The sequence below is a fragment of the Granulosicoccus antarcticus IMCC3135 genome, assembly GCF_002215215.1.
Lineage (GTDB): Bacteria > Pseudomonadota > Gammaproteobacteria > Granulosicoccales > Granulosicoccaceae > Granulosicoccus > Granulosicoccus antarcticus.
Genome location: NZ_CP018632.1, coordinates 986,928 through 1,004,091 on the forward strand (window position 1 = coordinate 986,928; position 17,164 = coordinate 1,004,091).

Annotated in this window: 2 protein-coding genes; both read left to right on the forward strand. The window is 51.6% G+C overall.

The genetic code is table 11. The features are described from left to right. Positions 1 to 44: 44 nt before the first annotated feature. Complete coding sequence (locus IMCC3135_RS04225; RefSeq protein ID WP_088916459.1) at positions 45 to 596, forward strand: hypothetical protein; 552 nt, start codon at positions 45 to 47, stop codon at positions 594 to 596. Positions 597 to 1,117: 521 nt separating this feature from the next. After that, positions 1,118 to 17,035 (forward strand): OmpA family protein, encoded by a 15,918-nt coding sequence (locus IMCC3135_RS04230; protein ID WP_157735751.1) that lies wholly within the window; start codon positions 1,118 to 1,120, stop codon positions 17,033 to 17,035. Positions 17,036 to 17,164: the final 129 nt, after the last annotated feature.

Genomic DNA, 17,164 nt, shown 5'->3' on the forward strand with positions numbered 1-17,164 from the left:
GATCTGCCTGTGCAGGTTGTCATCGGTAAATACTGGATTAGATTATGGGTAATGGTGTGCTGGTTTTCATTGTGGTTGTCGAGGCCGTTGTCATCATCTGGCTTGCCAGCAAGCTGAAGCAATATCAGAAGTTCGAACCGATGCTGAATGCGCAGCCAGAGACTCCGGCGGTGGCACCAGCCAGAACCGCGCTCACGCGTCCTGCTGCGCCGAAGTCTGCTCGTAGAGCTCCGGATGACAGTGATGACGATGATGATGAATTACTGGACATGCCCGGAGTCGAGCCGGAAACGAATATCGAGGAGGCCAAGCGTGTGCAGTTGGTCATGGCTCGCTGTCATTATGCCGAGTTCTACCTGGAGCAACTGGATGACGATTACGAACGTGGTCAGTTCAAGCACATCGTGAACAGTTGTATGAGCACCGCCAGTGGCATAGCTGATCCATTTTTCAAGGCCAGCGCCCTGGAACCCCTCATTGTGCTACTCGACAAGGCGGGTTGGAATGCCAAGCGCGACAAGCTGATGGCAGAGGTTGATGATGAGATCATTCATCAACGTATAGAAAGAGCGTTGGAAGAGAACGCAGCCAGTTAGCTTGACTAAGGGATCGTGAAACAATTAACTATCATTTTCAGTCGTCCCTGCATCCTGCCCTGCTGCGTTGTTCGGCGGTTGAATAGCCGGCTATTCGCCCTTCTCACGCCTTGCCGGACAGGCGGACTGGGCGTCTCCCAGGAACACCTGAAAATTGATACTTAATTATTTCACAATCCCTAAGCAATTGGCTGGCGACTACTAGCGAATTGCATTGTCAAATCCCCCATTGACGCTTTTATGAAAGTCAATCAACTGCTGTGTCTTGCGCAGTTGGCTTCAGTGCGGCCGATCACATGCCGCGGCAAGATAAGAGGGTGGCCCTCGCTGGGCTAAATCGAACCCACTGTTTGTTTGGGTATTCGAGCATTTTTCGCGAAAACTTGTAACAGGGTTATCTGCGTTTGCAGTGTGCAAATGAATGCTTTTGGTAAGTGGGTTGCAAGGTGAGTCGTTACGAATCACCTTGTGAGCTGCCTTGCGATGGACATGCGGGCAGTGATCTATAAAGGATCCACCTTATGCCCGTGCACCCCAAGACCCGGATGCTATCGACTCTACGTCGAACCGCAGTAGTGTCCCTCTCTGTCGGCCTTTCCGTTGTTCTGCACCCTGGCGATGTAAAAGCCGAGGGTGTTTTTCAGATGGGGCTTGGTCAGGCCTTGCTCGAATACGACACTGTCAAGCAGTTTGGTTATGCGACTGATGACGCTTCCGCATCGATGTATGTGGATATTTTGACCATAGGGGAGGTCATCAACGTGTCGCTGTGCGGTACGCAGAATAGCGATGATATAGAGATTGAAATTTATGCGCCGTCCGATGACGCCACTCCGATAGACACGCAGAGCAGTAGTACCAGCAACGTTAATTGTGGCGATCCGATGACGGCTCCATTGACTAATCCCTTTCGTTACCAGGCGCAGGAGACAGGCGCATATCGGCTGGTGTTGAAGAACAATTCGCAAACCGGAGCAGCGGGTCGATTTCTACGTTACGACTTCACTGTCACTCCAGATGTATTGACAGACCCTGATCCTACGGCTACTGATGGCCGATTCTGGAGCTATACATTCGGCTTCAATGCCAACGGTTTCTCCGAAACGCAGTCGACAGATGCTAATTACTTTGCATTGATTCCTGGTGGACGCCCAAGCACCAATTATGTCTGGATGCTGGATTTGAATAACTTCGCCGGTTTCTATTACAACCTGGTGGCGAACTCCCTGGGACTTGATGATCCGAACTCGGGCTACAGTGACGACACCACCGGTAATTCAGTGAGCTATGAATTTCCGATGTATGTCAGCTATCCGGTTGTGGCCGACCCACTGCCGACAGCGCCGCCGACTGTTACGAATGTGCGTTTTACTGATGATTCTGGACAGGATCACGCGATATCACCTGCGGGTGCTGATGGTTTGCAGGATAGTGGCAAGTTCGTGTTTGAAACTGATGTCACCGGCACCTACTCGATTCTGATCGATTTGAATCAGAACGAAATTTACGGCGACGCCGGTGATAGACAACTGCTCGGTTTGGTCACACCCGGGACAAATGAGGTGGTGTGGGATGGTACTGATGCAAGTGGTAATACACCTTCAGAGGGAACCTATTACGCTGAAGTTCAGGTTCATATGGGTGAATACCACTTTATTGCCAATGATGCAGAGACCAGTGGTGGCGGTACTGCTAATGGTTTGAGTATTTTTCAGGCGAAGAATGACGGCACCGTGTCCGATACTACTGTCTTCTGGGACGATGTTACGTTGTTGGGAGCAGGCGCTGGTGGAACAAGCAATACGCCATCGGGTGTTTCATCAGGCACACCAGCAGGCCAGCACACCTGGGGTGATTTTACAGGTACTAGCTTTGGTAACAATCGATATATCGACACCTATGTTTTTGGTCTGGCTACCACCGGCTACGCACCCTCTGTCATCGCCAGTGATAACACTGAACAAGTCAACTACGATGGTACCGTCACTGCTGACAACATCAGCGTACCGGGCGATTCAATCTCGATTACCGTGTCAGACACAGATCTGAATGCAGACAGCGGTGTTGCTGAAACGGTTAAAGTGGAAGTGCTCAACGACATCACCGGTGAAACTGAAACAGTTACCCTGACAGAAACCGGGCCGAACACCGGTGTACTGACTGGCACCATGTCGACTGTCGCAGGCACCACAGCAGGTAGCGATAACGACGGTACTCTCGTAACCGATGGTACTGACACGCTAACAGTGACCTACTGGGATCTGATTGCGGCAGACCATACTTCAAAAGAGCGTACCGTCGCACACACGGTTCTGGTTGACACCGACAGAGATGGTATCGCTGATATAGACGATCTGGACGATGACGGCGATGGCATCATCGATGTACTGGAAGGCGCTGGTGACAGCGACGGTGACGGCATCAGTGACTCACTGGATACCGACTCAGACAATGATGGCATTCTCGACGCCAACGAAGATAGTACCAGTCCTGTATTGCTTAATGCGGATGCGGATGGTGATGGCATTGACGATGCGGTCGATGTTGATATTACCAATGGGGATGATGATGACGGTAATGGCGTTGATGACGCTTTTGAGCCGACCGATAGTGACGGTGATGGCATAGCGGATCACCTTGATGGTGACAGTGATGCGGATGGTATCCCCGATATCATCGAAGGTTCTGTTGATTCTGATGGCGATACGATTCCCGATTATCTGGACCTGGATTCAGATGCGGACGGCATTGACGATGCGGTGGAGGACACCCGGACGCCAGCCTTGCTGGGAACCGATGCCGACAATGATGGTATCGATGATGCGATCGATGTTGATGTGACGAATGGTACAGATGCCGACGCTAACGGCATTGATGACGCACTGGAGCCCAGCGATACCGATGGTGATGGGGCTAACGATTTTCGGGATGTTGATTCTGATAATGACGGTATTCCCGATACGCTTGAAGGGAATGTGGACAGTGACGGAGATGGCACACCAGATTTTCTGGATACCGACTCGGACAACGATGGCATCCTTGATAGTGTGGAAGCCTCCAATGTTCCCGCTCTGACCAATAACGATGCAGACAACGATGGAATCGATGATGCGTTCGATGTCGATCTGACCAGTGGTGACGATGACAATGCCAATGGTATAGACGATGCTCTGGAGCCGATTGATTCAGATGGAGACGGCACGGCTGATTATCTGGATATCGACAGTGATGCTGATGGCATTGCCGATGTTTATGAAGGTTCAGTTGATAGTGACGGCGATAATATTGCCGACTACCTGGATACCGATTCGGACAACGACGGTATTCTTGATGCAGCTGAAGACAGTAATACCCCTGTATTACTAGGTTCGGATGCCGATAATGACGGCATTGACGATGCGCTTGATTTTGACTTGATAGGCGGCAACGATGCTGATGGCAACGGCATCAGTGATGCGGTAGAGCCTCAGGACAGTGATGCCGATGGCACGCCGGATCATCTGGATATCGATAGTGATGCCGATGGTATTGCCGACATTCTGGAAACCGCAATCGATTCTGATGGTGACGGTCAACCGGACTATCTGGACCTGGACAGTGATAACGATACGATTGTCGATTCTATTGAAGACAGCACCAGTCCAACCTTGCTCGGTACCGATGCCGACAATGACGGGATTGATGATGCGATCGATGTCGATGTGACAAGTGGTGACGATGATAATTTCAATGGTATAGACGATGCACTGGAGCCAAGCGACTCGGATGGTGACGGTATTGCCAACCACCTGGATAATGACAGTGATGCGGATGGCATTGCAGACGTACTGGAGCTGGCAACAGACACCGACGGTGACGGTGATCCGGATTATCTGGATCTGGATTCAGACAATGACGGCATTCTTGACGATGCGGAAGATACGACAAGTCCTGTCCTGTTGGGAACCGATGCGGACAACGATGGAATCGATGATGCGCTTGATGTAACAATTAGCGGTGGCGCAGATGTCAACAACAATGGCGTTGATGATACGTTCGAGCCGACGGATAGTGATGCCGATGGCACACCGGACCATCACGATCAGGACAGTGATGCGGATGGTATCCCCGACATCATCGAAGGCTCTGCCGATTCTGATGGCGACACTATTCCAGACTATCTGGATCTGGACTCGGATGCGGATGGTATTGACGATGCGGTCGAGGACACACGGACGCCAGCCTTGCTGGGAACCGATGCCGACAATGACGGTATCGATGATGCGATCGATGTTGACGTAACCAATGGTACAGATGCTGATAATAATGGCATTGATGACGCGTTGGAGCCCAGCGATACCGATGGTGATGGGGCTAACGATTTTCGGGATGTTGATTCGGATAATGATGGTATTCCCGATACGCTTGAAGGGAATGTGGACAGTGACGGTGATGGCACACCAGATTTTCTGGATACCGACTCGGACAACGATGGCATCCTTGATAGTGTGGAAGCCTCCAATGTTCCCGCTCTGACCAATAACGATGCAGACAACGATGGAATCGATGATGCGTTCGATGTCGATCTGACCAGTGGTGACGATGACAATGCCAATGGTATAGACGATGCTCTGGAGCCGATTGATTCAGATGGAGACGGCACGGCTGATTATCTGGATATCGACAGTGATGCTGATGGCATTGCCGATGTTTATGAAGGTTCAGTTGATAGTGACGGCGATAATATTGCCGACTACCTGGATACCGATTCGGACAACGACGGTATTCTTGATGCAGCTGAAGACAGTAATACCCCTGTATTACTAGGTTCGGATTCCGATAATGACGGCATTGACGATGCGCTTGATTTTGACTTGATAGGCGGCAACGATGCTGATGGCAACGGCATCAGTGATGCGGTAGAGCCTCAGGACAGTGATGCCGATGGTACGCCGGATCATCTGGATATCGATAGTGATGCCGATGGTATTGCCGACATTATTGAAACGGCCACCGATTCGGATGGCGACGGTCAACCGGATTATCTGGACCTGGACAGTGACAACGATACGATTGTCGATTCTATTGAAGACAGCACCAGTCCAACCTTGCTCGGTACCGATGCTGACAATGACGGGATTGATGATGCGATCGATGTAGATGTGACAGGTGGTGACGATGATAATTTCAATGGTATAGACGATGCGCTGGAGCCAAGCGACACGGATGGTGACGGTATTGCCAACCATCTGGATATCGACAGTGATGCGGATGGCATTGCAGACGTACTGGAGCTGGCAACAGATACAGACGGCGATGGCGAGGCAGATTTTCTGGATCTGGATTCAGACAATGACGGCATTCTTGACGATGCGGAAGATACGACAAGTCCTGTCCTGCTGGGAACCGATGCGGACAACGATGGAATCGATGATGCGCTTGATGTAACAATCAGCGGTGGCGATGATGCCAACAGTAATGGCGTGGATGACGCATTTGAGCCGACTGATAGTGATGGTGACACTATTCCTGATCATCGTGATCAGGACAGTGATGCGGATGGTATCCCCGATATCATCGAAGGCTCTGCCGATTCTGATGGCGACACTATCCCGGACTATCTGGATCTGGACTCCGATGCGGACGGTATTGACGACGCGGTCGAGGACACACGGACGCCAGTCTTGCTGGGAACCGATGCTGACAATGACGGTATCGACGATGCGATTGATGTCGATGTAACTAATGGTACCGATGCTGATAATAACGGCATTGATGACGCACTGGAGCCCACTGATACAGATGGCGACGGCACCCATGACTATCGGGATGCGGATTCTGACAACGACGGTATTCCAGATCATATTGAGGGTAATGGTGATACCGACGGCGATGGCACAGCAGACTTTTTGGATACCGACTCGGACAACGATGGCATCCTTGATAGTGTTGAAGCTTCCAATATGCCGGCACTGGCCAATAGCGATTCGGATAATGATGGAATCGACGATGCGTTCGATGTCGATCTGACCAGTGGTGACGATGACAATGCCAATGGTATAGACGATGCTCTGGAGCCGATTGATTCCGATGGTGACGGCACGGCTGATTACCTGGATATCGACAGTGATGCTGATGGCATTGCCGATGTTTATGAAGGGTCAGTAGATAGCGATGGCGATACCATTGCTGACTACCTGGATACCGACTCGGACAACGACGGTATTCTTGATGCCGCTGAAGACAGCAATACGCCTGTATTACTCGGTACGGATGCCGATAATGACGGCATTGATGATGCGCTGGATGTTGATCTGACAGGTGGCAGTGATCTTGATGGCAACGGCATTGATGATGCGGTAGAGCCACAGGACAGTGATGCTGATGGCACGCCGGATCATCTGGATATCGACAGTGATGCCGATGGTATTGCCGACATTATTGAAACGGCCACCGATTCGGATGGCGACGGTCAACCGGATTATCTGGACCTGGACAGTGACAACGATACGATTGTCGATTCTATTGAAGACAGCACCAGTCCAACCTTGCTCGGTACCGATGCTGACAATGACGGGATTGATGATGCGATCGATGTAGATGTGACAGGTGGTGACGATGATAATTTCAATGGTATAGACGATGCGCTGGAGCCGCTCGACTCAGACGATGACGGCACACCGGATCACCTGGATATTGACAGTGATGCCGATGGCATTGCTGATGTAATCGAACTGACTACCGATACCGACGGCGATGGCGATCCGGACTATCTGGATCTGGACTCGGACAATGACGGCCTGCTCGATGCCGCCGAAGACACAACCAGTCCTGTTCTGTTGGGAGCCGATGCAGACAACGATGGAATCGATGATGCGATTGATGTCGATGTCAGTGGTGGCACTGATGCCGACAGTAATGGCATCGATGATTCTCTGGAACCAACCGATAGCGATGCCGATGGCATACCTGATCATCACGACCAGGACAGTGATGCTGATGGTATCCCGGACATTATCGAAGGTTCCGTGGATACGGATGGCGACACCATTCCAGACTATCTGGATCTGGACTCCGATGCGGATGGCATTGATGACGCGGTCGAAGACACGACGACGCCGGTATTACTGGGAACCGATGCGGACAATGACGGCATCGACGATGCGATCGATGTCAACATGACGAACGGCACAGATGCCGACGGTAACGGCATTGATGACACTCTGGAGCCGACGGATACCGACGGTGACGGCGTTGCCGATCATAAAGATAGCGACAGTGATAGCGATGGCATTCCTGATAGTGTAGAAACGACCGTTGACAGTGATGGTGACTCTATTCCAGACTATCTGGACCTGGATAGCGATGCGGATGGCATTAACGACAACCTGGAAGCTGGTGCAAACCCGGCGACACCAGTCGATACCGACAACGATGGTACGCCTGATGTGCTGGATAGCGATTCAGATGGCGACGGCATTGACGATGTTGATGAAGGAGGCAGCGATTCGGATAGTGACGGCGTGCCAGACTATCGGGATACAGACTCCGACGGTGATGGTATTGATGATGCCGATGAAGGCACGGTCGATACTGACGGTGACACTATCCCTGACTACCTGGATGCAGATTCAGACAACGATGGCATCAACGACAGTGTCGAAGCCGGAACAGGTCCGGTAGCCACTGATACGGATTCAGACGGCACTCCGGACTATCTGGATGCTGACTCGGATGATGATGGTATTGACGATAGTGTCGAAGGACCCGGCGATAGCGATGGCGACAATATTGCCGACTATCAGGATACTGATTCAGATGGCGACGGCATTGCTGACAGCATCGAAGGTGTTGTTGATACCGATGGGGACGGCATTCCGAATTATCTGGATACCGACTCAGATGGTGATGGTATTCCTGATTCAGCTGAAACAACCGTGGATACCGACAGTGATGGCACCCCTGATTATCTGGATACTGATTCGGATGACGATGGCATCCTTGACAGCATCGAGGGTGATGTCGACAGCGATGGTGATGGCACTGCCGATTACAGAGACCTGGATAGCGACAATGACGGTATCAGTGATGCGGATGAAGGTGTTGTCGATACCGATGGTGACGGTGTAGTCGATTTCCTCGATACCGATGCGGATGACGATGGCATTCCAGATAGTGTGGAAGGCAGCAGTGATACCGATGGCGATGGCACAGCCGATTATCTGGACAGTGACAGTGACGACGATGGCATCCCTGATGTGGTTGAAAGTGGCATCGACTCTGATGGTGATGGCATCCTCAACTACGTCGATCTGGACAGCGACAATGATGGTTTGCCAGATAGCGTCGAAAGGGCTCTGGATCCGGACCACGATGGTATTGCTGACTATATTGATCTGGACAGCGATAACGATGGATTGTCAGATCTTCTTGAAGGCGGTTCTAACCTGGCACTGGATGCGGATGGTGATCTGCGCCTGGATGGTCCGTTTGGCGATAACGGTCTGGCTGATGCGATTGAAACCTCACCCGACAGTGGTATTTCGGATACCGATGGCGATGGAATAACCGATGTTGCAATCGATAGCGACGGCGACTCGGTACCTGACTACCTGGACCTTGATAGTGACAACGATGCGATCTCGGATGTCCTCGAGGCGGGCGGTGCTGACGCAGATGGGAATGCAGAGCAGGATGGTTTTATTGATGCCAATGGTGATGGCGTGAGCGATAACTTGATTGCGGTTCCTCTTGCAACGCCTGATTCTGATTCTGATGGCTTATATGATCATCTTGACCTGGACAGCGACGCAGATGGATTCTTTGATCTGGTCGAGGCTGGTGGAGACGATGTCGATAACAATGGCCTGGTCGATAACTTCACTGATGCAGACGGTGATGGCTATGATGATGCCAGCTCAGGTGGTGCGTTCAACAATACCGATACTGATGGCGACGGCATCCCTGATTCCATTGATGATGACTCGGACAACGACGGCATCAGTGATATCGAAGAAGGTGACGTTGATACCGATGGTGATGGCATCGTTGATCGATTGGACAGCGATTCGGATAACGACGGAATTCCGGATAGCATCGAAGGTGTTGTTGATACCGATAACGACGGAATCGCCGACTATCATGATACCGATAGTGACGCTGATGGCATTCCGGATTCGATTGAAGCAGGTGTGGATCCGAACAGTCCTGTCGACTCTGATGGCGACGGGGTGTCAGACTTTATCGACACCGATTCGGATGCAGACGGCATCAACGACAGTGTGGAAGGTAATGCCGATACCGACGGTGATGGGATCCATGACTATCTTGATAGCGATTCAGATGGTGATGGCATCGCAGACTCAATCGAAGGAACTGTAGATACCGATAATGACGGTATTGCCGATTATCGGGATACAGACTCTGACGGTGATGATGTTACCGATGCGATAGAGGGCACTGCCGATACTGATGCTGATGGTATTCCGAATTATCTGGACCTGGACTCCGATGGCGATGGTATTGCCGATAGCGTAGAAGGTCATACCGATACAGATGGTGATGGCATACCTGATTATCAGGATGAAGATTCAGATAATGATGGCATTCATGATTTTGTAGAAGGCTCGGTGGATACCGACGGTGATGGTGTCGTTGATGCTCTGGATACTGACTCGGACAACGATGGCATTCCAGATAGTCTGGAAGCCGGAAGCACACCCGACACGCCGGTTGATACTGACAATGACGGTACGCCAGACTATCTCGATGAAGACTCGGATGGCGACAGCATTCCCGATGCGACCGAGACGGCGCATGACACGGATGGTGATGGTGTCATGAACTACCTGGATGCCGACAGCGATGGTGACAATATTCCTGATGCCACTGAAGGCGCTGTGGATACTGACAACGACGGTGCTGCAGATTATGTGGATACCGACAGTGACCAGGATGGTATTGCGGATGTGACTGAAGGCGTTGTTGACACTGATAATGATGGCTTGAGAGATTCTGTGGATATCGACAGTGATAGCGACGGTATCCCGGATAGTGTTGAAGGTGCGATCGATACTGACGGTGATCTGGTTGCTGACTACCGTGATTCCGATAGCGACGCTGATGGCATCCCTGACAGTGTTGAGGCGGGAACTGATCCGCTGAACCCTGTGGATGCGGACGCTGATGGTGCACCGGATTATCTGGATACTGACAGTGACGCCGATGGCATTCCTGACAGCGTCGAAGCCGGAGCAACACCTGCGGTGCCACGCGATACCGATGGAGATTCAATTGCCGATTATCTGGATACAGATTCGGATGGCGATGGTATCTCTGATAGCGAAGAGGGCTCGGTTGACAGTGATGGCGATGGCATTCCGAACTCAACTGATCCGGATTCCAACAATGACGGCATTACCGATGAGGTTGCGGGTACTGATGATCCTGATGGCGACGGTATTCCAAGCTACCTGGATGATGATATCGACGGTGATGGAATTCCGAATAGTGCGGAGACTCTTGCCGATACGGATGGAGACGGTGTACCTAACTATCGGGACCTGGATAGCGACGGTGATCTGATTCCAGATGCCACTGATGGGACGGGTGATGCTGATGGCGATAGCGTGCCGAACTTCATGGATGTCGACAGCGATGGCGATGGCATTGGTGACACTGGCGAGGCCGGTAGTGAGCCTGAGTCTCCCGTTGATTCAGACGGCGATGGTGTTGCTGATTATCTGGATGATGATTCGGACAACGACACGATTCCCGATACGATTGAAGGCGTGATCGACAGTGATGCAGATGGTATAGCGAACTACCTTGATACAGAGTCTGACGGCGATGGCATTCCCGATATTCTGGAGAATGTAGTCGACACCGATGGTGATGGTGCATCAGATTATGTTGATCTGGATGCCGATGGCGACTCGCTGAGCGATGCGCTGGAAGCTGGCAGTAATCCTGAGAGCCCTGTTGATACCGATGCTGATGGCGTTGCAGACTTTCGCGATACCGACAGTGATAACGACGGTATCAGCGATAGTGATGAAGGTGTCGTTGATACTGATGGCGATGGCATCCCTGATGCCAATGATCCGGACTCCAATAACGATGGTATTCCGGATAGTGCGCTGAGTAATGCTGATACCGATGGTGACGGCATTGAAGACTATCTTGATAGCGATATCGATGGTGACGGTGTGCCTAACGTCAGTGAAAGTGCTGATGGTGAGAACACGGATACCGATGCGGATGGTATTCCCGATTACCTGGATACCGACTCGGATGGTGATGGTATTGCCGACTCTATTGAAGGTAGCAACGATGCGGATGGTGATGGTGTGCCGAACTTCATGGACACTGACAGTGATGGCGATGGCATCAATGATTCGGATGAGGCAGGTGCTGATACAACTTCACCTGTTGATACCGACACTGATGGAGTAGCGGATTATCTGGATACCGACGCCGATGGTGATGGTATCTCGGATATCACTGAAGGCTCTATTGATACAGATGCTGATGGAGTGCCAGATTATCTGGACCTGGATTCTGACGCTGATGGTATTGCTGACAACGTAGAAGGCAGCAGTGATGACGACGGTGACGGTGTGCCAGCCTATCTGGATACTGACTCAGACGGCGACGGTATTGCCGATGCCGTTGAAGGTGCCGAGGATGCGGATGCTGACGGCATAGCGAACTTTGCGGATACCGACAGTGACGGTGATGGCATCAGTGATTCGATTGAAGCCGGTAATGATGCAACCTCACCTGTTGACTCGGACAGTGATGGTACTCCGGACTATCTGGATACGGATAGCGATGGTGATGGTGTGTCTGATGCGCTTGAAGGTAGTGACGATGCTGATGGTGATGGTATCGCTAACTACCTGGATCTGGATTCCGACGGCGACGGTATTGCTGATAGTGAGGAAGGCGATACGGATACCGATGGAGATGGTGTACCGGATTCTCAGGACAACGACTCAGATAATGATGGTATCCCGGACGTTGTTGAAGGCTCGGTGGACACCGATAATGATGGTGTCATTGATTCTCTGGATACTGACTCGGACAACGATGGTATTCCGGATAATCTGGAAGCGGGAAGCGATCCTGCAGCCCCCATTGATACTGACAACGACGGTACGCCGGATTATCTGGACGGTGATTCGGACGGTGACTCCATTGCAGATGCGCTTGAAGGTGCGGTTGATACCGATGGTGATGGAGTACTGAACTATGTTGATAGTGACAGCGATGGCGACAATATTCCTGACGCCGTTGAGGGAGCTGTGGATACTGACAATGACGGTACTGCAGATTATGTGGATACCGACAGTGATCAGGACGGCATTGCTGACCTGGCCGAAGGTGTTGTTGATACTGACAATGATGGCTTGAGTGATGCCCTCGACGTTGATAGTGACAATGACGGTATTCCGGACAGTCTGGAAGGTGCGCTGGATACCGACGGTGATCTGATCGCTGACTATCGTGACGCAGACAGTGATGGTGACGGCATCCCTGATAGTGTGGAGGTGGGAAGTGATCCACTGAACCCTGTCGATACAGATGCTGATGGTGCGCCGGACTATCTGGATACTGACAGTGACGCCGATGGCATCGCCGACAGTGTTGAGGCTGGAGCGACTCCTGATGCGCCACGCGATACCGATAATGATGGCATTGCCGACTTTATCGATACCGATTCAGATGGCGATGGTATCCCGGACAGTGAAGAAGGGACTGTTGATAGTGATGGCGATGGTATTCCGAATGCAACGGATCCTGACTCCAACAATGACGGTATTCTCGACGCAGTCGCCGGCAGGGATGATCCTGATGGTGATGGTATTCCAAGCTATCTGGATGACGATATCGACGGCGATGGTATTCCGAACAGTGCAGAAACACTGGCAGATACCGATGGGGATGGTGTGCCGAACTATCGGGACCTGGATAGCGATGGTGATCAGATTTCCGATGCCACCGATGGTACGGGTGATGCTGATGGCGATGGGTCACCGAACTTTCTGGATATCGATTCGGATGGTGATGGTATTGGCGATGCGGGGGAGGCAGGTAGTAACGCTGCCTCACCGGTGGATTCTGATGCTGATGGTATTCCGGATTACCTGGATGATGATTCTGACAACGACACGATCCCCGACACGACTGAAGGTGTGGTCGACAGTGACGGAGATGGAGTAGCGAACTACCTCGATACTGATTCTGATGGCGATGGCATACCGGATTCTCTGGAAAATGTGGTCGACACCGATGGTGATGGTGCTTCAGATTATCTGGACCTGGATGCCGACGGTGACACGCTGAGTGATGCGCTGGAAGCGGGCAGTAATCCTGGCAGCCCGGTTGATACCGACGCCGATGGTGTTGCGGACTTCAGAGATACCGACAGTGACAACGACGGTATCAGTGATAGCGATGAGGGTGTGGTCGATAGTGATGGCGATGGCATTCCGGATTCCAGCGACACAGATTCGAACAACGATGGTATTCCGGATGCTGCGCTGGGTAACACTGACACCGATGGTGATGGTATCCCGGATTATCTGGATAGTGATATCGACGGTGATGGTGTACCCAACGTGAGTGAAAGTGCCGAGGGTGTGGATACTGATAACGATGGCTTACCGGACTATCTGGATACCGATGCGGATGGTGATGGTATTGCCGACGCCGATGAAGGTGCCAATGATGCTGATGGTGATGGTGTACCGAACTTCCTGGATACAGACAGCGATGGCGATGGTGTGAGTGATGCCGAAGAAGCTGGCGATAATGCGGGATCTCCGGTCGACTCGGATGGCGATGGTATTGCGGATTATCAGGATACAGACTCTGACGGTGATACCTTGCCTGACAACCTTGAAGGTACAGGTGATCCGGATGGTGATGGACTTTCGAACTATCGGGATACTGATTCAGACGGTGATGGCATTGCCGATGTCGAGGAAGGTATTGCAGATACAGACGGCGATGGGACGCCTGATTCGCAAGATACTGACTCGGATGGTGATGGCGTTAGCGACGTTGAAGAAGGCACTGGCGACACTGATGGTGACGGTGTACCTGACTCACAAGATGTTGATTCTGATGGTGATGGGGTAGATGACGTCGATGAAGGAAACGGAGATAGTGACGGCGACGGTGTACCTGATTCACTGGACACGGATTCGGATAATGATGGCATCAGCGATCAGATTGAGTTCGGAGCCGATGCGAGAAATCCTGTAGATACTGATGGGGATGGTGTTATCGATGCTCTGGATCTTGATAGTGACAATGATGGCATTCCGGATTCTCTTGAAGCTGGTGCGAACCCTGAATCACCGCTTGACAGCGATGGTGATGGGCTCATTGATGCTCTTGACCGGGACAGTGACAACGATGGCATGACCGATACGCTGGAAGCCGATGGTGAGGATGCTGATGGCGATGGTGTGATCGATAACTTCACTGACGAGAACGGAGATGGCATGGACGATGGTGCACAGGCCAATCCATTACCGGCCGAGGACTTTGATGCTGACGGGATCCGAAACTTCCGTGATCGGGATAGCGATAATGATGGCTTGACCGATGTGATGGAAACCCAGGGTTCTCAGGCTGATGCCAATCGAGACGGTGTCGTCGACGGCTTTGTTGATGATAATGGTAATGGCATGGATGATTCTCTTGAAAGTCGTCTGACTCGTGTTGAGCCTGATGATATTGATGGTGATGGCTTGCCGGACTATCTGGACATCGATAGCGATGGCGACGGTATCCTGGATCTGGTGGAAGCAGGGGGCGTGGATGCAGATAACGACGGTATCGTTGACAGCATGGCCGATAGCGACAATGACAGCATTCCTGACAGTGTCGATGTGGACCTGACGTTCGGTAGTGATGCGGATAATGATGGTATCGATGACAGTGCTGACATTGACTTCAATCCGGGATCGATCGATACCGATGGTGATGGAATCATCGATGAAAGAGATCCTGATATTGATGGTGATGGACTGGCCAACTTCCTGAGTGATGGATTTCAACCACTGCCTGATACGGATAACAACGGGGTTCCTGATGTAGAACAAGTGGATGAGCCCGATATCGGCGAAGCAGAGCCGGGAGTCATTCATACCGGTCTGGAAGGTGGTGGTTGTTCTATCAGTTCACGAGGTGCCAGAGATCCACTGTTGCCATTATTGGCTATATTCTCAGCACTTTATCTGCTGCGTCGGCATCGCGGAGTCACAACGGCGAGCTTGTTCGCCGGAGTGTTCAGTGTCACGTTCAGTGTGTTGGGGACAACCATGAGCAATGCCATTGCAGCAGAGAATCAGGTGTCGCAGCCTGAAGTTGCAAGTGATGGTTTTCCAGTCTTTCAGCTTGGCAACGATGAAGAACGGAAACTGAGACGCCAGTTCTATGCAGGTTTTGGAGTTGGCCGCAGTTGGCTCAACCCTGATACCAGCGAGGTAGATGGGGTTGGTACCAGTGACGGGATTCAAACCGGTTATCAATTGTTCCTCGGCTACGATATCAACAAGTGGCTTTCACTGGAAGTTCATGGTGCTGACCTGGGTTCTGCCGAGTTGTCACCGAGTGGTTCCATTAGCTACAGGACCTTCGGTGGCAGTGCATTGTTCTATGTCGGTGGTAATCGTGATCGTCAGAAGAGACGTGGCTTGAGCGGATTTGGACGCCTTGGTTATGGGTATCTGAGCAACCATAGAGATAGCGCATCGGTTAATTATGAGAAAGATAACGCCAATCACTTTCTGTACGGCCTGGGAGTTGAGTACATGGGCCGCCGCGGATTGGGAATACGGCTCGAGGGGAACTATATTGATGCGGATATCCGTTATAGCCAGCTAAGCCTCTTGTACCGGTTTGGTACCAACTCTGATGCTGAAAAGATTCGTCAAGTAGATCAGATGCCTGTGGCGGTAGCTGTCACGGCCCCCATCTCGGCATTGCCGGTTTTGAATGATAACGACAACGATGGAGTCAGTGATGATCAGGACAATTGCAAGCTGACAGGGGTAGAGGTCGCCGTTGATGAATTCGGATGTGGAATATTTGGTGGGATTATTGAAAATGTACACTTCTCGACAAATTCTGCATTGCTCTCGAGCCTGGCCAGGGGGCAGCTGGATGATGTCGTTGCTACGCTCAAAACCTTTCCGGGTACACAGCTTATTCTCTCGGCGCACACAGATAGCCGAGGGGCTGGTGAATACAATCAGAACCTGTCTGATCAGCGTGTTGTTTCTGTAGAACAGTATCTGCAAAAAGCAGGCGTTTCGCTGAGTCGTTTGAGACTGCGTCACTATGGTGAAACTCAGCCAGTTGAGAGCAATGCCACGACTGAAGGGCGACGTATGAACCGGAGAGTCGAACTTGCAGTTTGTCCCGATGGTTGCAAGATCAAATAGAAGAGGCAGTCTACAAAGTATAAGTTGGGTACAACGGCTGCCCCTGTTGGGGCAGCCGCGACCAGCATGGGTAGCGGCTGCAGTTACTGAGTGTCTGTGAAGCGCCAGAGCACATTCGCACTGGCGCTA